The organism is Rhodomicrobium sp. R_RK_3 (assembly GCF_002198715.1).
GTDB lineage: Bacteria > Pseudomonadota > Alphaproteobacteria > Rhizobiales > Rhodomicrobiaceae > R-RK-3.
Genome location: NZ_MWLK01000036.1, coordinates 134,281 through 153,488, shown reverse-complemented (window position 1 = coordinate 153,488; position 19,208 = coordinate 134,281). Strand labels below are relative to the sequence as shown.

Sequence of the window (19,208 nt, the reverse complement as noted above, 5' to 3'; positions counted from 1 at the left end):
GGGGTTACAAACTCTCCGTGGAACTCCGCGCCTCAGCGGCGGCTTCCAGAATGCGCTGCAACACCCCGTCCATAATCGTCAAAACCTCATTGTTCCAAAAGCGGATCACCGCAAACCCGGCATATTCCAAAGTCTGCGTCCGCTCCAGATCCCGTACCTCTCGGTCCGCGTGCTGACCACCGTCGACTTCGATGACCAGCCTCACGTCCTCACACATAAAGTCCGCGATGAACCCCGCGACGGGGGCTTGCCTGCGGAACTTCAGTCCATCCAGACGGCGGCCTCGAAGTTGGAGCCAAAGCTTCTGTTCGGCGTCCGTCTGCCGGCTCCGAAGTTTTCGCGCGGTCGAAACAGACGCCATCGATAGAGCCTCGACTCCTTACCCCCTCACCCGCCGCTTCGCGGCGCCCTCTCCCCATGGGAGAGGGCTATTCAGCGCCTGCCTTGTCGTCATCAGCCGACGCTGCCATCCAGCGAGATGCCGATCAGCTTCTGCGTCTCGGCCAGAAACTCCATCGGCAGTTGCTGGAGCACGTCGCGGACGAAGCCGTTGACGATCAGCGCCACCGCCTCTTCCTGCGACAGACCGCGCGACATCACGTAGAACATCTGGTCGTCGGAGATCTTCGAGGTCGTCGCCTCGTGCTCGAACTGGGCCGAAGCGTTCTTGGTCTCGATATAGGGCACGGTATGCGCGCCGCATTTGTCGCCGATGAGCAGGCTGTCGCATTGCGTGAAGTTGCGCGCGCCGGACGCCTTGCGGTGCGCCGAGACGAGGCCCCGATAGGTGTTGTCCGACCGGCCCGCCGCAATGCCCTTGGCGATGATGCGGCTCGACGTGTTCTTGCCGAGATGGATCATCTTGGTGCCGCTGTCGACCTGCTGGAAGCCGTTCGAGATGGCGATGGAATAGAACTCGCCGCGTGAGCCGTCGCCGCGCAGGATGCAGCTCGGGTACTTCCAGGTGATGGCCGAGCCGGTTTCGACCTGGGTCCAGGAAATCTTGGAGTTCTTGCCTCGGCAGTCGCCGCGCTTGGTGACGAAATTGTAAATGCCGCCCTTGCCGTCCTTGTCGCCCGGGTACCAGTTCTGCACCGTCGAATATTTGATCTCGGCATCGTCGAGCGCGATCAGCTCCACGACGGCCGCGTGCAACTGGTTCTCGTCGCGCATCGGCGCGGTGCAGCCTTCCAGGTAACTCACATAGGAGCCCTTGTCGGCGATGATCAGCGTGCGCTCGAACTGGCCGGTATTCTCCGCATTGATGCGGAAATAGGTGGACAGTTCCATCGGGCAGCGGACGCCCTCGGGGATATAGACGAAAGAGCCGTCGGAATAGACCGCCGAATTCATCGTCGCGTAATAATTGTCGGTGATCGGCACGACCGAGCCGAGATATTTGCGCACCAGTTCGGGATGGTCCCGCACCGCCTCGGAGATCGAGCAGAAGATGACGCCGGCCTTGGCCAGCTCCTTCTTGAAGGTCGTGACGACAGATACGCTGTCGAACACCGCATCGACCGCGACGCGCGACTTCTGCTGCACGCCCGCCAGCAATTCCTGCTCGCGCAGGGGAATGCCGAGGCGCTCATAGGTGCGCAACAGTTCCGGATCGACCTCGTCGAGGCTTTTCGGCCCTTCGGTCGATTTAGGCGCGGAATAGTAATAGAGGTTCTGGAAGTCGATCTTGGGGTAGTGCACCTTGGCCCAGGTCGGCTCGGTCAGCGTCACCCAGCGGCGATAGGCGGCGAGGCGCCATTCCAGCAGCCATTCCGGCTCGCCCTTGCGGGCGGAAATATAGCGAACCGTGTCCTCGTTCAGCCCCTTCGGCGCCCGGACGGACTCGATATCGGTCGTGAACCCGTATTTGTACTTATCGACGTCGATTTCGCTGACGCGCTCGATCGTCTCGACATCTGCCACCATTGTCTCACTTCTCCATTCAACTCGATAGCCAGCGGGCCCAGTTTCGCCGCCCGCCGGCCTTACGCTGCCTGCCGCCGCTCGGCAAATTTGCCGTAGAGCCGCGTCCAGGCCGCAATGAACCGTTCAATGTCGTTTTCCGTCGTACTCCATCCGAGGCTTACGCGGATCGCGCCCGCGCCCAGTTCCGGGCCGACGCCCATCGCGTCCAGCACATGGCTGCGCGCGACCTTGCCGGAGGAACAGGCGGAACCGGCGCTTACCGCGATGCCTTCGAGATCGAGGCCGATCAGCAGCGTCTCCGCAGCGAGGCCGGCCACAGCCAGGCAGCTCGTATTCGGCAGGCGCGGCGCGTCTTGCGAAAACACCGTCAGACCGGATGCGATTTCAGCGACTTGCGCCTCCAGACGGTCGCGCAGCGCTTCGATCTGGTCCCACCCGGCGAGCGAAAGCTCGGCGGCGGCGCCGAAACCGGCGATAGCAGCGATATTCTCCGTCCCGGCCCGATAGCCGCGCTCCTGGCCGCCGCCCCTGAGCATCGCCGCGACGGGAAGGCCCTCGCGCTTCACGATCAGCGCGCCGGCGCCTTTGGGGCCACCGAACTTATGAGCGGATACACTTATGAGATCGGCCCCCGCGGCCAATTCTTCAACCCGGAGCTTGCCGAGCGCCTGCACCGCGTCGCTATGCAGCAGACCGCCGAATTCATGAACGCGCTCCGCCATTTGCGCGACCGGCTGAACGGCGCCCGTCTCGTTGTTCGCCAGCATCAGCGAGACGAGAAAGGGCGCGCCTCCCGAAATCTTGTGCCAGGAGGCGAATGCCTCGCGCGCGGCGTCGAGATCGATGACACCGTTGCTGTCGACTGGCAGCGTCTCGACCTCATTCAGTGCAAACCGGCCGCCCCGAATGACCGAGGCGTGCTCGATGGCCGAGACGAACAGCCGCCCCGGCCCGTCGCCCGTCAGCCAATCCGGCGACAGCGCCGTGACATTGGCCTCCGTGCCGCCGCCGGTGAACACCACCTGGCGCGGCGGGCAGCCCGCAAGCGCGGCGACCTTCTCGCGCGCGTCCTCGACCATCATTCGCGCAGCGCGTCCCTCCGCATGCACGGAGGACGCATTGCCCGGCAGCGCCAGCGCCGCCAGCATCGCGTCCCGCGCTTCGGGGCGCAGCGGCGAAGTTGCATTATGGTCGAGATAGCTGCGCATGGTCTATTCGGCCACCACGCTCTGCACGACCGTCACGCCGTCCGTCTTCTGCGCGGGCGGGACGGCGAGCGTGCCGTCGACCACCGCCTGCAGGCTGACCGCGTCGAGAAATTCGCTGATATGGCTGCCGAGCGCCTGCCAGAGATCGTGCGTGGCGCAGCGCTTCGTTCCGAGGCACCAGTCCGTGCCCTCGACCGAACAGCGGTTCATCCGAACCGGCTCATCCGCCGCCTGCATGATCTGGGCAATCGAAATCTGCGCCGGCGCCAGCGCGAGCCGGTAACCGCCCTTGGGACCGCGCACGGCACTAACCAGCCCGGCGCGGCGCAATTTCATGAAGAGCTGCTCGAGATAGTCGATGGAAATGTGCTGGCGCTCGGCAATCGCGGCGAGCGGCACCGACAATTGAGCGCCATTCTCGGCCAGATCGACCATCGCCATCACTGCATATCGACCTTTTGTGTTGAGCTGCATGACGATTTACCCTTTACCTGCCGGTCCGACGCGGATTGCGCTTGCGAGCGCGCGGGGCATTTGTGCTATGAAACGCCGACGCACTGCCTGCAGCGGGTGACAGGTTCTTTCGAACGATTCTAAACTCGTACTATGATGTATAGGAATCCCGACTGCAGGAGTCAAGTATTTGCACGGCAAATATCCCTTAGGTTTTCGGCGTCGCACCCGCGCTTGAGGCAATTTTCGCCGTCGCCCCCCGAACGCCAGCTTATGAAAAGCAATCCATATGCCTGAAGTGATCCTGAATGGCCCGGCAGGCCGCATCGAAGCGCGCTACCATCACGAAGCGGCCAATTTTGCCCCGATCGCGGTGATATTGCATCCCCACCCGCAATTTGGGGGGACGATGAACAACCAGATCGTCTACCAGCTTTATTATGCCTTTGCGCAGCGGGGCTTTTCGGTGCTGCGGTTCAACTTTCGCGGCGTCGGGCGCAGCCAGGGCCTGTTCGACAACGGGCCCGGCGAGCTGGCCGATGCCGCGACCGCGCTCGACTGGCTGCAGATCTACAACCCCGATGCGCGCTCCTGCTGGATCGCGGGCGTGTCGTTCGGCTCCTGGATCGGCATGCAATTGCTGATGCGCCGCCCCGAAATCGACGGCTTCATCGCGGTCGCGCCGCCGGCGAACCTGTATGATTTTAGCTTCCTGGCGCCCTGCCCTTCATCCGGACTGATGGTCAACGGCGCCGAGGACCGCGTCGTCGCGCCGGACGCGGTGAAGACGCTGGTCGACAAGCTGAAGACGCAAAAGGGCATCGTCATCAGCCACGACACCATTCCGGGCGCGAACCACTTCTTCGAGGACCGCGTGGACGAGCTGATGGGCTCGGTGAACGGCTATCTGGATCGCCGGCTCGACCCCGCCTACCGTCTCCCCGCACCCGGCAAGAGCAAAGGCGGCGGCTGATTTTCGGCTCAGCGGAGCTTTCAGTTTCGGGCGCTTTGCGGAACGGACCTTAACCGCCGGTCAATCGAGATCGAGTAGCGTCACGTGTGGAGCTGTGTGATGCGTAATGTTATTGCCGCCGAGGTCGCCGCGCCGTCGAAGCCGGGCCGCTATCGGCGGTCAGCGCCACCCCAACGCAATTTGGAGCCAGCGCCGACGTCCCAGCACTTCCGCTTCTGCCCTGCAACCGCCATCCTTGCTCCCGGCGCTTCCGGCAGATTTGGCGTCATGCCGCATGCATCTAATCCTGCCGTGGTTGGTTTAAACGGAGGCGCTCGCGCGGCCGCCCGCGCGACTGGGGTGAGCAGGGCCCGTGACGGACTCGCGGGCGAACGCCGTGAGACAGAGAGCCGACCTTGACCGTCCGCAAGAGCGGCGGCCGATGCAACAGGGATGTGGCATGGAAAATCCGATCATCAAGGCGCGTTCGACGACCGCGCTGCGGCGTTTGGCGGCGTCGGCCATTGTGACGCTCGGCGCGATGAGCGCATTGACGGCGCCGGCCGCCGGCGCCGCCGAGAAACGCCCTGCCCCGCTCAGAGAGGCAGCGGCGCCGCGCCCGGCGGGCGAGCCGATCATGGCGATCGTGTCGATCAAGACGCAGCACGTCACGCTCTATGACGCGGAGGGCTGGATCCTGCGTGCGCCGGTGTCGACGGGCGTCAGGGGCCGCGAGACCCCGGCCGGCATTTTCGCCGTCGTCGAGAAGGAGAAGGACCACCGCTCGACCATGTATGACGATGCCGAGATGCCGAACATGCAGCGCATCACCTGGAACGGCATTGCGATGCATGGCGGGCCGCTGCCCGGCTATGCCGCCTCGCATGGCTGCGTGCGCATGCCTTACGGATTTGCCGAGAGGCTTTTCGACCGCACCCGGATCGGCATGCGGGTCATCATTTCGCCGGACGATGCCGTGCCGGTCGATATTTCCCATCCGGCGCTCTTGCAGCCGAACGCGGAAGCGCTTGCGGCGGCTCCCGCGCGTGTCGAGCCGCTGGCCCGCAAAGCCGCCGAGGCGGTCAAGGAAGCCGAGGACGCGAAGAAGGCCGCGGCAATCGCGGCGCGCGAGACCGCGTCGCTCACGGCCTCGCTGCGCAAGCTGGAACAAGCCAAGGCCCGCGCCGACGCCGAGTTGGCACGCGCCGAGAAGGCGGTCGCCGCCGCCAAGACCGACCAAGCCAGGGCCGGCGCCGAGGATCGCAAGCAAAAGGCAGCCGCCAAGGCCGCGGAGGCGGGAGCGCAGCTCGAGACCGCCAAGGCCGAGGCGCCCTCGAAGCCTGCCGCCGCCGCTGCCGCGAAGGACGCCGCCAAGGCGGCCGAGACCAGGAAGGCCGCCGCTATCAGGGCGGCGAACGAAGCAAAGCTGGCGCTCGAACCGGTCTCGATTTATATCAGCCGCGCGACGCAAAAGCTTTACGTGCGGCGCAACACCCATAAGCCGGCGCCGGACGGCGGCGGCGAAGTGTTCGATACCAGCATCGAAGTCCCGGTCACCATCCGCGATCCAGGCCAGCGGATCGGCACGCATGTGTTCACCGCCATGGCGCGCAGCGGCTCGGGCCTGCGCTGGACCGCCGTCAGCATCGACAATGGCGGCGATCCCAGAGACGCGCTCGACCGCATCACCATTCCCCAGGACGTGCTTGACCGCGTCGCGCCGACCGCATTGCCGCGATCCTCGATCGTCATTTCCGACGAGCCGTTGAGCGCGGAGACCAACTATCGCACCGAATTTGTCGCGGTGCTGAGCGACCAGCCGCAGGGCGGGTTCATCACGCGCAGGCCCTCGAACGAGTCGTTCATTGCAAGCGACGATCAGGGCGACGGCTTCGGCTTCTTTTTCGAGCGCAATTTCGGCTCCCAGCGGGGCAATCCGCGTCAGCGCGTCCGCCGATACCGCGAACCGGTGCAACAGCCCTGGTGGTGGTAGAGGCTTCCGCGCACGGGCTGCGTGGGTCGCCCTGGTCTTGCTGCCCCGCAGAGCGGGGCGCGGATCGCCGCGCCCTAGCCTACTCTCCTCAAGACCCCGGCTGCCAGATGCTGACTTCGGTGGCGTTGACTTTCTTCGGCAGCAATCCGGCGTTGAAGAAGGCGTCGGCGATCTCTTGCTGTTCGGTGAGATTTTCCGCCGTGACGGCGCGCGCCTGATAGCTGCGGCGGCCGTTGGCCTGCTCGACGGTAGCGGCGTCCAGGCCCCAGACCGGAGCCAGCAGGACGGCTGCGTCCTTGGGATTGTCCTTCACCCATTGGCCGGTCGCCCGGATCTGGCCGAAGATTTCTGCCAGCACGTCCGGTCGCGCCTTGGCAAAACTGTCCGAGGCGAGGTAATAGCGCTGATATTGGGCGAGATCGGCGCCGTCCGAGAGGATGCGGGCATTGGCCTGGCGCTGCACCGCCGACAGAAACGGATCCCACACCACCCAGGCATCGACACTGCCGCGCTCGAAGGCGGCGCGGGCATCCGCCGGGGCGAGATAGGCGGGCTCGATGTCGCTGAATTTCAGGCCCGCGCGCTCGAGACTCTTGATCAGCAGATAATGCACGCCGGCGGCCTTGGCGAAGGCGATCTCCTTGCCCTTCAGCCCGGCGACGGAGGTGATCGGCGAATTCGCCGGCACGACGATGGCCTGGGCGGTCGGGGAGGGCGCTTCCTGGGCGACATAGACCAGCTTGGCGCCTGCCGCCTGTGCGAAGACCGGCACCGTATCGGCAACGTCGGCGGAGAGGTCGATGCCGCCGACATTCAGCGCCTCGAGCAGCGGCAGGCCGCTGGAGAACTCGCTCCACTGCACTTTGACGCCGAGCTTTTCGAGGCCCTTTTCCAAGTCGCCCCTGGTCTTCAGCACGGTAATGAGGGTCGAGGATTTCTGATAGCCGATGCGGACTACATCGGGCTTATCGGCGGCGCGTGCCGCCATGATGCCGATCACCATCGCGAAAGCGGCGATCAGCGCGCTATAGATCAGGAAGAGCTCGAATTTGCTCGGCGACTTCGCGCCGGCGGCACGCGTTCTGTCTGGCATCAGGCAACTCCTGAATGGCGGTCGAGTGGCCAATAAGCGTAGGAGGCCGGACATGGCGCGCGAACGAAGAAGTTTGCATAAGCTTATTCCGCTTCGGCGCGCTGGCAGTCGCGCCGGAGGCTATCGCGGGAGCAGCAGGAAGCCGGAAAAGAGCGAATGGCGCCGGGACGGCGCATGGGGGAAGGTCTTATTGGCTCACCGCGAGGATGAGACCAAGGGCCGCAGGCTCTCGCCCGCGGCCGGAATGCGATTTTAAGACTAATGCACGCTTACCGGCTCGAGATCATGCTCCTTAGCGTTCTCGACGGCGGCGAAATGCGTGTCGGTCAGCGCCAGCGGCGTACCGTCAGCGGCATGGACCGCGAAAATCGTGATGCCTTCGGGCAAGCCCTCGAGCTGGGGATAGATATGCTGAGCCTCCTCGGGGCTGAGCGTCTTGATATAGGCGATCTCTCCGTCGCCCAGGGCCGCGAATTCAATTTCGGACATGGCGAGAGGAGCTGCCAGGGAGTGCTGTTCATGGGACATAGTCGATTCCCCTCTTGATTGGCGTGAATTCCGGCGCGTCGCTATAGGGCTCACAGAGTGAGTATACAGCAAAATCAGCGATCTTGGATTTCGATCTTGCTGATGCGGCGGCTTGGCTCAGGCCGCATCAAGTCGATAACCAGCAAACCGCTCTCGAGTTCGGCCGACAGGACAGCCAATCCGTCTGCGAGCACGAAACTGCGCTGAAACTGGCGGGCTGCAATGCCTCGATGAAGGTAGGTGCGGGACGTGTCGCTTTCCTGTCTTCCTCGAATCGACAGTTGGTTATCCTCGACAGTGACTTCAAGCTGATCGCGCGTGAATCCCGCGACCGCTAAAACGATGCGGATCCGCTCGCCTTTTCCACCCTCCGGCGCCAGCCTTTCGATGTTGTAGGGCGGGTAGCCGTCGCCTGCGGTCTTGGCAATCTGATCGAGCATCCGCTCGACATCCTCAAAGCCCAACAGCAGAGGATTTTTAACAATACGCGACATCCCAAAGCCCTTTGCCAAGCGACCTGAACCTGTCGGGCACGCCGAAGCCCTGAAGGCACTCCGGAACCTTATCCGCAAATATAAGCGAGCCTGCGGCACGTTCAAGAACACGCTCCGGATGGCCGCGATTGGCAGACCGCACGCACCGGATTAGAAGGGGCTGGCCCGGCTGGCGGATTTGCCCGCCAAGGGCGTGAGGCGCGCGCGCCCAGAGGATTGCGGATGTTCTTCTATGCCTCGAAAGTGATCTGGTATTTCCTGCAGCCCTCGACCTTTCTGATTCTGCTTTTCGCGCTCGGTTTCGTGCTTTATTGGCGCGGCCGGACGCGCGCCGGCATCCGGGTGCTGCTGGCGACGGTGCTGATCTATGCCGTGGCGGGATTGTCGCCGCTCGCCAATGCGATGATGTACGGCTTGGAGCGGATTTACACGCGGCCCGGCATGGACGCGCTGGACCGGGTCGACGGCATCATCGTGCTCGGCGGCGTCATCGATGCGCTGGTCTCCAGCACGCGCGACGAGATCGCCCTGAACGAGGCCGCCGAGCGGCTGACCGAGACGGCGGCGCTGGCCTACCGGTTTCCGGCCGCGCGTATCGTCATCTCCGGCGGCGACGGCGCGCTGATCTACACCAGTTCCAGCGAGGCCGAGATCGCCAAGCGCTTCTTCACCCGCATCGGCATCGACCCGGCGCGGATCACGCTGGAGCCTGCCTCGCGCACGACGTCGGAGAATGCGGCTTTCGCGAAGCGGCTGGTCGATCCGAAGCCGGGCGAGCGCTGGCTGCTGGTGACCTCGGCCTTCCACATGCCGCGCGCCATGGCGGTTTTCCGGGCCGAAGGGTTCGATGTCAAACCGTGGCCGGTGGATTTCCGCACGCGCGGTCCGGAAGATCTGCTGCGCTTCTCGCCGCGCCCTTCGACGGCGTGGCGGCGGATTGATCTCGCAGCGAAGGAGTGGATGGGTTTGATGGCCTATTGGGTGACGGGGCGGCTGGGGTAGCGGCCCCCTGCACCGGGCCTGCGAATTCGGAAAACCCCTCATCATCGCCCCGGCCGTCAGAGCCGGGGCCTACTCGCCTCTCCTCTTGCCGCAGGGCTCGCGGATGCGGGATTGGGTCCCGGCTCAAGGCCGGGACGACGGAAGGAGGTGCCAGCTACTGCGCCGCCCAGCGGGCGCCGAGGATGTTGCGCAAGGGGCCGTAGCCGCGCTGATAGGCGAGGCTCATGGCGTGCTCGGCTTCGAGCCAATGCGGCTCGGGCTGGCGGGCGGCCTGGGCGTCGGAAATTTCCACGGTGTCGAAGCCGCAGCTCCGGGCCAGCGTGTACTGGTCGGCGATCAGGTGGCCGCTGGCGCGCAATTCGCCGCGATAGCCAAGGCGGCGCAGGCGCGTCGCTATGGAAAAGCCGCGCCCGTCGGCGGCCCTCGGGAACGGCACGACGATCAGCGCCAGCCGGTCGAACCACGGCTCCAGCGCCGCCGGATCGGTGTCGTTGGTGATCTCCACGCCGACCGCATGACCCGCCTCGATCAAGTCGGAGGCCTCCGCCTCCAGCCGAGCGAAGGCCAGGATCAGTTTCGCGCCCGCCACGGCCGGCTCACCCTCGACCGGCCGCGACCAGTCGTCGGCGACGAAATGGCCGTCCTTAATGAGAGGCATAGAGCGCGTCCTTCATCACGGAATGGCCGAGGCGGTGATAGGTCTGCTTAAAGGTCTCGCCGTCTTCGCGGCGGCCGAGATAGAAGTGGATCAGCCGCTCGATGGCATCGACCACGCCCTCCGCCGGAAAGCCGGGGCCGGAGCGCTCGCCGATAGCGGCGCTTTCGGTCGGATCGCCGCCGAGCGTGATCTGATAGGCTTCGGCGCCGGTCTTTTCGAGGCCTAGGATGCCGATATCGCCGACATGGTGGTGGCCGCAGGCATTGATGCAGCCGGAAATCTTGATGCGGATCGGGCCGATCTGCTCCTGCAGCACGGGCTCGGCGAAGCGCTCGGTGATCTCCTGCGCGATCGGGATCGAGCGGGCCGTCGCCAGCGCGCAATAATCCATGCCGGGGCAGGAGACGACGTCGGAAATCAGCTCGGCATTGGAGGAGGCGAGGCCGGCGCGGTCCAGCATCTGCCAGAGCGCGAACAAATCGGACGCCTTCACGTTCGGCAAGACGATGTTCTGCTCGGCGGAGACGCGCAATTCGCTCATGCTGTAGGCGTCGGCGGCGTCGGCCATGACGCGCATCTCGTCGCCGGTCGCATCGCCCGGCACGCCGCCCTTCGGCTTCAGCGAGATGACGGCGATGGTATAGCCCGGCGCCTTATGCGCCCGCGTGTTCACACGCACCCAGCGGGCGAAATTCGGATTGGCCAGCTTCGCCTTCGCCAGAGCCTCGCTCTCGGCGGGCAGCGCCTCATAGGCGGGCGGCGCGAAGAATGCCTGGATGCGCGCCAATTCCTTTTCGACGGGCGCGGCCGGGTCATGCGCGATGCGGGCAAATTCCTGCTCGACCTCGGCGCGGAAATCCTCGCCGCCCTTTTCGTGGATCAGGATCTTGATGCGCGCCTTGTACTTATTGTCCCGGCGGCCTTCCGCGTTGTAGACGCGCATGATCGCCTCGACATAGCGCAACAGATCGGCGGTCGGCACGAAATCGCGCACCTTGATGCCGATCATCGGCGTGCGGCCGAGACCGCCGCCGGCCCAGACCTCATAGCCGAGCTGGCCGCCCTCGCCCTCGACGAGGCGCAGGCCGATATCGTGGAATTTTATCACCGCGCGGTCCGCGCGCGCGCCGGTCAGCGCGATCTTGAACTTGCGCGGCAGGAATGAGAACTCGGGGTGGTTGCTCGACCATTGCCGCAGCAATTCGCCGGTCGGGCGCGGATCGGCGATCTCGTCGGCCGCGACGCCCGCATAGGGGTCGGCGGTGACATTGCGGATGCAATTGCCCGAGGTCTGGATGGCGTGCATCTCGACATCGGCGAGATCGTCGAGAATGTCGGGCACGTCCTTCAGCTTGGGCCAGTTGAACTGGATGTTCTGCCGGGTGGTGAAATGGCCGTAGCCGCGGTCGTATTTATCGGCGATGGCGCCGAGCTGGCGCATCTGATGCGCCGACAGCGTGCCATAAGGAATGGCGACGCGCAGCATATAGGCGTGCAATTGCAGATAGAGGCCGTTCATCAGCCGCAGCGGCCGGAACTCGTCCTCGTTCAGCGCGCCGGTGAGGCGCCGTTCGACCTGTCCGCGAAATTGGCTGACGCGTTCGCGGACAAATTGGGTGTCGAACTCGTCATAGCGATACATGATGCGCCTCTCCGTCGCCGCGCGGCCGCAAGCTCTGCGGACGTGCCTTTACCGGATCCGGCCAGAAGGACGGAATCGCGCGCACCCGCATTTTTTCACGGTAGTGAATTGGCTCGGGATCGCCGCTGGCGTCAAGCGCCACGTCGACCAGATAGACGCCGACGACGATGTTGCCCGCCTCGTCCACCCGACCGAGCGCTTCCAGCTCCGCCGATTCTTCCGGCGTCGCGGCGATGCGGGCGGCGTGATGATCCGCCGTCCAGCCGTCCTCGCCGAGGAACACCGAGTGACCCTCGAGCAGGTGATTTGCGGTGACGATTTGCAGTTCGGCTCGCTTGGCCATTGACCCACTCCCCACAGGAAATTTTTACGATTGCTGACCGATGGTCAGTCTCAGCCCGTCCATGTCCTCGTCCCAGATGAGTTGGCAGGCCAAACGCGATCCGTCATATAAGCCGGGCACGGTATCGAGCATATCGATCTCATCGTCGCGGGGCGGCGGCAGGCGCCCGGCCCAATCGTCGGCGATGATGACGTGGCAGGTGGCGCAGCTACAGGCGCCGCCGCAGGTGCCCTCGATGCCGAGGCCATGCTCGCGCAGAATTTCCATAATCCGCCAGCCTTCGACGGCTTCGACTTCGCGGGTCAAACCCTTCCGGTCGGTGACGACAAGCGAACCCAAGAGCGGCTCCTTTTGGCGGATAGAATTCGCGCACACAGGTTCAATCCTGGAACAAGCACATCGGCGAGCGGTAGGTTTTCCGAATTTTGTTTTCAGAAACGAACGCCGATGATAAATTCATCCCAGTTCCGCGCTCTGAACACGGCGTGTATGCGCGTTTTTCGCCGTGCGGGCGACCAATCCGTTCTTTATATAGAACAGTTCCTAGATGAGGTCATCGCACAAAAATGTCAATGCGAAAGGGAGCGTCCGCGGCTGAGGCGCCTGAGATGGCGGCCAAGCTCGGCAAGACGATCAACCGGCTCAGACGGGCCTATAATTATTCGCTCGGCGATTTGTCCGAGCAATCGGGCGTGGCGAAATCGATCATCTCGCAGATCGAGAAGAACGAGACCAACCCGACGCTCGGCACGCTCTACAAGCTGGCGCGGGCGCTGAATGCGCCGATCGAGGATATTCTGCGCGGCGAGGAGGCGCCGGCCTTGATCGAGAAGCTCGGCCCCTCCGGCACGCCGGTGCTGCTCAGCGACGACGGCCGCTGTCGGCTGCGCATCATCGGCTGGATCAAGAGCGTCGAGCTGGTGCAATGGTATTATTTCGAGGCCGAGCCGGGCGGCGTTTTGGAGAGCGAGCCGCACCCGCCGGGATCGGTGGAGAATCTGACCGTACTGCGCGGGACGGTTTCGGTCACCTCGGGCGGCGAGACATTCACCATCGCCACCGGCGAGACCGCGCGCTATGCCGGCGACCGTCCGCACCGCATTCTCAATGACGGCGCGGAGCCCGTCACGGCGCTGATGGTGAACCTGCTCGGCCCGATCGCCGCCGCAGGCCTGTCCATGGATCGCGGCGCGGCTTAATTGCGGCATCGGACCTGGACCAGACCTTCACGACCTAGTTTATCTATCCGAAATCCCCGCGAAGGCGGGGATCCAGTAAAGGGCGGCATTTGTCATTTGGCACCGCCTAAACGCGATTGCTGCGGCGTACTGGATCCCCGCCTTCGCGGGGATTTCGGAGACCGCCACCCCAACCGGAGCCTCAGATGAGCGTCGTATTGCCGTTTTCGCGCGAGTTCGAATTCACGCACGGGGTCGCGGAGCTGGTGGCGCCGGGCTTGCGGCGGCTGGTGGCGAACAATCCGGGCCCGTTCACCTACAAGGGCACCAACAGCTATCTCGTCGGCACCGGCAGCGTCGCGCTCATCGATCCCGGACCTGATGACGAGGCGCACCGCGCGGCGATCTTTGCCGAGCTGGACAAGCGCGGCGAGCGCGTCTCGCACATCTTCCTCACCCACACGCATCGCGACCATTCCGCCGGCCTGCCGAAACTCGCCGAGCTGACCGGCGCGCCCGTGCTCGGCTTCGGCTCGACCGCCGCCTCGCGCAAGGCCGCCAAGCTCCACCCGACAAGCGACGACATTCTCGATGTCGAATTCATCCCCGACCAGCCGCTAAAGGGCGGCGAGCGCATCGCGGGCGGGGATTGGGAGCTGGAAGCCGTGTTCACGCCCGGCCATGCGCCGGATCATCTCAGCTTCGGCCTGAACGGATCGGAGACGCTGCTCTCCGGCGATCACGTCATGGGGTGGAACACCACGGTCGTCGCGCCACCGGAAGGCAATATGGGCGACTATATCGCCTCGCTGGAGCTGCTGTTGCAGCGGCCGGAGACCGTCTATTTCCCCGGCCACGGCGGCCGGGTGGATCAGGCGCAGCGTCTGGTCAAGGCTTTCATCATGCACCGGCGCTGGCGCGAGCAGCAGATCCTCGACTGCATCCGCGACGGGCTCGATACTATTGACCTAATTGTTCCCAGAATTTACGAAACGTTAGCGGAGTCCTTGCGCGACGCGGCCGCCTATTCTGTGCTTGGGCATCTTGAGTTGCTGGCCGCGACTGGGCGGGTGATTGCTGACCCGCATCCTGGCCGGAATTCGCGCTACTCGATATCTGACGCTCGCGGCTGAGGGCAGCGGCGCGGAGCTGGCGGCGGCGCTCCTCGCGCTCGGCCTCCTGACGCTCGCGCTCCTTCTTCTCCAGCGCCTTCTTCATGCGCGCATCGCGCAGCACGACGGCCTTCTCCATCGACTCGGTCTTGTCGAGGGCGCTCAGTCGCGTCTTGACCTCGGAGAACAGCACGCGCACGCGTTCCGCATTGCGTCCCATATCGTGATCGCCATGCCGGGCGGACGAGCGCACATCGACCTTGGCCGAATTGCCGCCGCCGGAGACGCGAATCACCACGTCATCGGTGAAGCCGAAGATCATCGAGCGGTCGGTCGCCTCGATGGTGCCGGACTTGCCGGGCACCGGCGGGTTCTCAGAGACGATGCGCCAGTCCAGTTTCTTCACCGCTTCGCGCACGGCGGTATAGGCGTCGGCGGAGGGGCGGTTGACGGGCAGCGGCTTGATGTCGGGATAGGCCTTGGCCTGGAGCGGGGCTTCCTCGCGCTGATAGGCGGCGAGATTGGTGCCGGCGCCGGAGCGCAGCGCGGCGATCTTGTCGAAGGCGGGCGGGCTTTGAACGTCGGTGCTGACTTCGTGGATGCGCGGCAGCGCCAACAGGCTCGGCAGCGACCATATCGGCCCCGCCAGCATCACGCAGCCGAACACCACGCCGGCGAACGCCTTGCCCGCGCCCGTATAGCCCTCACGCCAGATCGCGGCCAGCGCGATCAGCCCGAGCCCGACCGCGATCACACCCCCGATAACGGCGAAGCCGAACAGCTTCATCGCCACCGGCGTCGGCAGCTCCCCGACGCGATGCAGCCCGAAGGTGATCGCGAAGAGCACCAGAAACAGCAGAGCGATCCGCTGACTCCAGACCGCCTTGCGCGATTCATGCAGATAATACCGCAACGCACTTCTCCCGCTTGGGGGCTATTTTACCATTCCTATGTTAATAAGGGCAAATCGGCGTCCGGCGCAAATCCCGCGGTGAGTCCATGTTCAAGCGGGGGCCTGCCTTGCGGCGCCAGGATTGAAGGACCTGCCCCATGACGGTCAGCGCGAATGCGCTCGCACGCGATATCGAAACTCTCATCCACCCTTACACCAACCTTGCGGCGTTTCGCGAAACCGGCCCGCTGATCCTGGAATCGGGCAAGGGCGTCTATGTCTACGACACCGCCGGCAAGCCTTATATCGAGGGCATGGCCGGGCTGTGGTGCACATCGCTCGGCTATGGCAACCAAGAGTTGATCGAGGCCGGCCACAAGCAGCTTTCGCGGCTGGCATCCGGCCATCTGTTCGGCGGCAAGAGCCACGACCCGGCCATCGAGCTGGCGGAAAAGCTGAAGGAGATTTCGCCCGCGCCCGCCTCAAAGATTTTCTTCACCTCGTCCGGCTCGGAGGCCAACGACACCCAGATCAAGCTCGCATGGTACTACAATAATGCGCGCGGCCTGACGCAGAAGAAAAAGATCATCTCGCGCAAGCGCGCCTATCACGGCGTGACGCTCGCCTCCGCCAGCCTGACCGGCCTGCCGAACAACCATCTCGATTTCGACCTGCCCTTCACCTGGACCCGGCATCTGACCGCGCCCTATTACTACCGCGATGCGCTGCCGTCGGAGACCGAGGAGGCGTTCTCACAGCGGCTGGCGCGCGAACTCGACAGCATGATCCAACTCGAAGGGCCGGACACGGTCGCCGCCTTCATCGCCGAGCCGGTGCAGGGCGCGGGCGGAGTGATTCTGCCGCCCGCCGGCTATTTCGCCGCCATTCAGCAGGTGCTGGCCAAATACGACATCCTGTTCATCGTCGACGAGGTGATCTGCGGTTTTGGCCGCACCGGGCAGATGTTCGGCTCGCAGACCTACAATTTGCAGCCCGATACCATCTCCATGGCCAAGGGGCTGACCTCCGCCTATGCGCCGCTCGGTGCCATCACCGTGTCGGAGGATGTCTATCAGGCGATGCTGGACGAAAGCCGCAAGATCGGCACGTTCGCGCATGGCTTCACCTATTCCGGCCACCCGATGTCGGCGGCGATCGGCGTGAAAGCTGTGGAAATCTACCAGCGCGACAACATCCCCGCCCATGTCCGCGCCGTGGCGCAGATTTTCCAGACCCGGCTGAAGGCGCTGCGCGATCATCCGCTGGTCGGCGAGGTGCGCGGCGTCGGGCTGCTGGGCGGCGTCGAACTGGTGGCGGATAAGGAGACGAAGCGGCAATTCGCTCCGCGCCAGGGCGTCGGCGCCAAGCTGGCGAATTTCTGCGAGCAGGAGGGCCTGATACTGCGCGCCCTCGGCGACACGCTCGCCATCTGCCCGCCGCTGATCATCGACGGCGGCGAGATCAACGCGCTGTTCGACCGGCTGGACCGCGCATTGGAGCGGACCGAAGCCTTCGTGCATCAGGAAAAGCTGCGGGAGGTTGCGTAGATCGCCGGAGGCGGTTACCCGCGCCGGCACCCGGACGGCCCGCCGTCCGGGTGCCGATCCGTGACCGTTGCGGAAAACTGCGTCGTAGGCCGATGGGCTCGCGCTACTCGTCGCCCTCTCCGTCGCGGTCGATGGCCGCGCCGCCGCGCACGACTTGCTCGGTCAGCTTCGGCGCGCACAGCTCGATGAAGCGATAGGCGTAGCCGCGCAGGTAGCGGCCGCGGCGGACGGCGATGCGGGAGGTCTGCTTCTCGAACAGATGCGAGCAGTCGAGCAGGCGCAGCGGCTTGTCGCGCTCGGCGATGAAGGCCATCGAGGCCATGATGCCGACCCCCATGCCAAGCTCGACATAGGCCTTGATGACGTCGGCGTCGAGCGCGGCCATGACGATGTCGGGCGACAGGCCGGCCGCGGCGAATTTCTCGTCGATATGGCTGCGGCCGGTGAAGCCCTCGTGATAGGTGATGATCGGCCATTTCGCGATGTCCTCCAGCGTCAGCGGGTCGGCCCGCGTGAGCGGATGGTCCTCCGGCACGACCAGGGCGTGGTGCCAGGAATAATAGGGAAAGGGCAGGATGTCGGGGCTGTCGATCAGCGATTCGGTGGCGATGGCGATGGCGGCCTCGCCGTCGAGCAGCATGGCGGCGATTTCGGTCGGGCTGCCCTGGTGCAGCACCAGCCGCACTTCGGGGAACTGTTTCTTGAACGCCGCAACCGCCGGGGGGAGCGCATAGCGCGCCTGGGTGTGGGTGGTGGCGACGGTCAGCTCGCCGCGCTGGCTGTTGGCGAATTGCTGGGCGAGCCGCTTGATGTTGGCGGCGTCGAGCAGCATCCGGTCGACGATGGCGGTGAGGTCCTTGCCGGGTTCGGTGAGCCCGAGCAGGCGCTTGCCGCGCCGCACGAACAGCTCGATGCCGAGTTCGTCCTCCAGATCCTTGATGTGCTTGCTGACCCCGGATTGCGATGTGTAAAGCGCGGCGGCAACCTCGGTGAGGTTGAAATTGCACTTCACGGTTTCGCGGATGATCCGGAGCTGCTGGAAATTCATTGCACCGTGCCCGGCGGAGCGGACGGGAACAGCGCCAGACGCGGCGCGTGCAGGCGGACGATCTGGCCCTCCTCGAGCGACATCGTGCCGAGCTGTTCGCGCGGCAGCTCGACCTCGTAGAGATGCGTCGCGGTGGAGCCGTTGCGGCCTTGCGTACCCGACAGTTCGACCCGCGCCATGCCGCCGACATTCAGGATGCGGTTGATGCGCGCCTTCACGCCGAGGCTGTCGCGGCTGTCCGGCTCGATCTCGATCTCATGCGGGCGGCTGAACGCCTTGAAGGTAGCGCCATCGGGCGCCTCCTTGCCGCCGAGCGGCAGCAAATCCTCGCCGACGCGCAAGTCCGAACCCTCGACTTGGCCCTCGAACACATTGGCGGCGCCGAGAAAGCCATAGACGAAGGGCGTCGCCGGCCTGTCGTAGACGTCGGCGGGCTTGCCGATCTGCTCGACGCGGCCCTGGTTCATGACGACGATCTCGTCGGCGACTTCCATCGCCTCTTCCTGGTCGTGGGTCACGAAGATCGAGCTGATATGCAGATCCTCATGCAGCTTGCGCAGCCAGCGGCGCAATTCCTTGCGCACCTTGGCGTCGAGCGCGCCGAAGGGCTCGTCGAGCAGCAGCACGCGCGGATCGACCGCGAGCGCGCGCGCCAGGGCGATGCGCTGGCGCTGGCCTCCGGAGAGTTGGGCGGGGACGTGGTCGCGCAGCCATGCGAGCTGCACCAGTTCCAGCAATTCGTTGACGCGCTTGCGGATATCCGCCTCCGGGCGCCGGTCGCGGCGCTTCCTGACGCGCAGGCCGAAAGCGACGTTCTCGAACACCGTCATATGGCGGAACAGCGCGTAATGCTGGAAGACGAAGCCGACCTGCCGCTCGCGCACATTGCGGTCGGAGGCGTTCTCGCCGTCGAGCATGACCTGGCCGCCATCGGCGAATTCGAGGCCGGCGATGATGCGCAAAAGCGTGGTCTTGCCGCAGCCGGACGGGCCGAGCAGAGCAACCAGCTTACCGGTCGGAAATTCCAGCGACACATTGTCGAGCGCGCGGAAGCTTCCGAATGATTTTTCGATGTTCTTGACCGCGATGCTCATTGGTGCGTTCTCTTAACCTGGACGTCATTCCTAGCGCAAACTCGG

At 64.7% G+C, this 19,208-nt stretch carries 19 protein-coding genes and 1 pseudogene; 6 read left to right on the top strand and 14 right to left on the bottom strand.

What is annotated here, in order from left to right; genetic code table 11:
• Nucleotides 1-4: 4 nt before the first annotated feature.
• The 4 genes from BLEFHOIH_RS22390 to BLEFHOIH_RS22375 form a co-directional block, all read right to left on the bottom strand.
• Nucleotides 5-361, bottom strand: coding sequence for a DUF559 domain-containing protein (locus BLEFHOIH_RS22390; protein ID WP_088348264.1), 357 nt, complete (start codon nt 359-361; stop codon nt 5-7).
• Between the two features lie 92 nt (nt 362-453).
• Nucleotides 454-1,926: a Fe-S cluster assembly protein SufB gene (sufB, locus tag BLEFHOIH_RS22385; RefSeq protein WP_088348263.1), complete on the bottom strand. Its 1,473-nt coding sequence runs from the start codon at nt 1,924-1,926 to the stop codon at nt 454-456.
• A 59-nt stretch (nt 1,927-1,985) separates the two neighbouring features.
• A complete protein-coding gene (locus BLEFHOIH_RS22380) occupies nt 1,986-3,134 on the bottom strand; it encodes a cysteine desulfurase family protein (protein ID WP_088348262.1) in 1,149 nt (382 codons plus the stop codon).
• Between the two features lie 3 nt (nt 3,135-3,137).
• A complete protein-coding gene (locus BLEFHOIH_RS22375) occupies nt 3,138-3,608 on the bottom strand; it encodes an Rrf2 family transcriptional regulator (RefSeq protein ID WP_088348261.1) in 471 nt (156 codons plus the stop codon).
• A 268-nt stretch (nt 3,609-3,876) separates the two neighbouring features.
• Between BLEFHOIH_RS22375 and BLEFHOIH_RS22370 the strand changes: the two genes are divergently transcribed.
• Together BLEFHOIH_RS22370 and BLEFHOIH_RS22365 are read left to right on the top strand one after the other, a co-directional pair.
• Nucleotides 3,877-4,560, top strand: a complete 684-nt coding sequence (locus BLEFHOIH_RS22370; RefSeq protein ID WP_088348260.1) for an alpha/beta hydrolase — start codon at nt 3,877-3,879, stop codon at nt 4,558-4,560.
• Between the two features lie 439 nt (nt 4,561-4,999).
• Nucleotides 5,000-6,532, top strand: a complete 1,533-nt coding sequence (locus BLEFHOIH_RS22365; protein ID WP_088348259.1) for a L,D-transpeptidase — start codon at nt 5,000-5,002, stop codon at nt 6,530-6,532.
• A gap of 88 nt (nt 6,533-6,620) precedes the next feature.
• On the opposite strand, the gene BLEFHOIH_RS22360 is transcribed toward BLEFHOIH_RS22365, so the two are convergent.
• From BLEFHOIH_RS22360 to BLEFHOIH_RS22350, 3 genes are all read right to left on the bottom strand, one after another.
• Complete coding sequence (locus tag BLEFHOIH_RS22360) at nt 6,621-7,535, bottom strand: aliphatic sulfonate ABC transporter substrate-binding protein (RefSeq protein ID WP_245297163.1); 915 nt, start codon at nt 7,533-7,535, stop codon at nt 6,621-6,623.
• Nucleotides 7,536-7,883: 348 nt separating this feature from the next.
• Nucleotides 7,884-8,114, bottom strand: coding sequence for a DUF1150 domain-containing protein (locus BLEFHOIH_RS22355; protein ID WP_088348257.1), 231 nt, complete (start codon nt 8,112-8,114; stop codon nt 7,884-7,886).
• Between the two features lie 113 nt (nt 8,115-8,227).
• On the bottom strand, nt 8,228-8,647 hold the full coding sequence (locus BLEFHOIH_RS22350) for an Hsp20 family protein (protein ID WP_088348256.1): 420 nt from the start codon (nt 8,645-8,647) through the stop codon (nt 8,228-8,230).
• Between the two features lie 222 nt (nt 8,648-8,869).
• Between BLEFHOIH_RS22350 and BLEFHOIH_RS22345 the strand changes: the two genes are divergently transcribed.
• On the top strand, nt 8,870-9,649 hold the full coding sequence (locus BLEFHOIH_RS22345; RefSeq protein ID WP_088348255.1) for a YdcF family protein: 780 nt from the start codon (nt 8,870-8,872) through the stop codon (nt 9,647-9,649).
• 154 nt (nt 9,650-9,803) lie between these two features.
• On the opposite strand, the gene BLEFHOIH_RS22340 is transcribed toward BLEFHOIH_RS22345, so the two are convergent.
• From BLEFHOIH_RS22340 to BLEFHOIH_RS22325, 4 genes are read right to left on the bottom strand one after another with little or no spacing between them, the layout of a single operon-like run.
• Nucleotides 9,804-10,307 carry a DUF934 domain-containing protein gene (locus tag BLEFHOIH_RS22340; RefSeq protein WP_088348254.1) on the bottom strand — a complete coding sequence of 168 codons (504 nt, stop codon included), beginning with the start codon at nt 10,305-10,307 and terminating at the stop codon, nt 9,804-9,806.
• Complete coding sequence (locus tag BLEFHOIH_RS22335; protein WP_088348253.1) at nt 10,294-11,949, bottom strand: nitrite/sulfite reductase; 1,656 nt, start codon at nt 11,947-11,949, stop codon at nt 10,294-10,296. Before BLEFHOIH_RS22335 ends, BLEFHOIH_RS22340 begins: the two co-directional genes overlap by 14 nt.
• On the bottom strand, nt 11,936-12,292 hold the full coding sequence (locus BLEFHOIH_RS22330; protein WP_088348252.1) for a DUF2849 domain-containing protein: 357 nt from the start codon (nt 12,290-12,292) through the stop codon (nt 11,936-11,938). The genes BLEFHOIH_RS22335 and BLEFHOIH_RS22330 overlap by 14 nt, the downstream gene beginning before the upstream one ends.
• Before the next feature lie 24 nt (nt 12,293-12,316).
• On the bottom strand, nt 12,317-12,631 hold the full coding sequence (locus BLEFHOIH_RS22325; RefSeq protein ID WP_088348251.1) for a 2Fe-2S iron-sulfur cluster-binding protein: 315 nt from the start codon (nt 12,629-12,631) through the stop codon (nt 12,317-12,319).
• Nucleotides 12,632-12,900: 269 nt separating this feature from the next.
• On the opposite strand from BLEFHOIH_RS22325, the gene BLEFHOIH_RS22320 reads away from it, so the two are divergent.
• Together BLEFHOIH_RS22320 and BLEFHOIH_RS22315 are read left to right on the top strand one after the other, a co-directional pair.
• Nucleotides 12,901-13,491: an XRE family transcriptional regulator gene (locus tag BLEFHOIH_RS22320; RefSeq protein ID WP_245297151.1), complete on the top strand. Its 591-nt coding sequence runs from the start codon at nt 12,901-12,903 to the stop codon at nt 13,489-13,491.
• A 185-nt stretch (nt 13,492-13,676) separates the two neighbouring features.
• The gene (locus tag BLEFHOIH_RS22315) at nt 13,677-14,603 is read left to right on the top strand and encodes an MBL fold metallo-hydrolase (RefSeq protein WP_088348249.1); all 927 of its coding nucleotides are present in this window, start codon (nt 13,677-13,679) and stop codon (nt 14,601-14,603) included.
• 169 nt (nt 14,604-14,772) lie between these two features.
• Here the strand turns inward: BLEFHOIH_RS22315 and BLEFHOIH_RS27440 are convergent.
• A pseudogene (locus BLEFHOIH_RS27440) lies at nt 14,773-15,234 on the bottom strand (DUF1499 domain-containing protein); the annotation flags it as partial.
• 398 nt (nt 15,235-15,632) lie between these two features.
• Between BLEFHOIH_RS27440 and BLEFHOIH_RS22305 the strand changes: the two are divergent.
• Nucleotides 15,633-17,021, top strand: coding sequence for an aminotransferase (locus BLEFHOIH_RS22305; RefSeq protein WP_088348247.1), 1,389 nt, complete (start codon nt 15,633-15,635; stop codon nt 17,019-17,021).
• Nucleotides 17,022-17,124: 103 nt separating this feature from the next.
• Here BLEFHOIH_RS22305 and BLEFHOIH_RS22300 read toward each other — a convergent pair whose 3' ends face one another.
• Together BLEFHOIH_RS22300 and BLEFHOIH_RS22295 are read right to left on the bottom strand one after the other, a co-directional pair.
• Nucleotides 17,125-18,069 carry a CysB family HTH-type transcriptional regulator gene (locus tag BLEFHOIH_RS22300; RefSeq protein ID WP_088348246.1) on the bottom strand — a complete coding sequence of 315 codons (945 nt, stop codon included), beginning with the start codon at nt 18,067-18,069 and terminating at the stop codon, nt 17,125-17,127.
• The gene (locus BLEFHOIH_RS22295) at nt 18,066-19,163 is read right to left on the bottom strand and encodes a sulfate ABC transporter ATP-binding protein (protein WP_088348245.1); all 1,098 of its coding nucleotides are present in this window, start codon (nt 19,161-19,163) and stop codon (nt 18,066-18,068) included. The genes BLEFHOIH_RS22300 and BLEFHOIH_RS22295 overlap by 4 nt, the downstream gene beginning before the upstream one ends.
• Between the last annotated feature and the right edge of the window lie 45 nt (nt 19,164-19,208).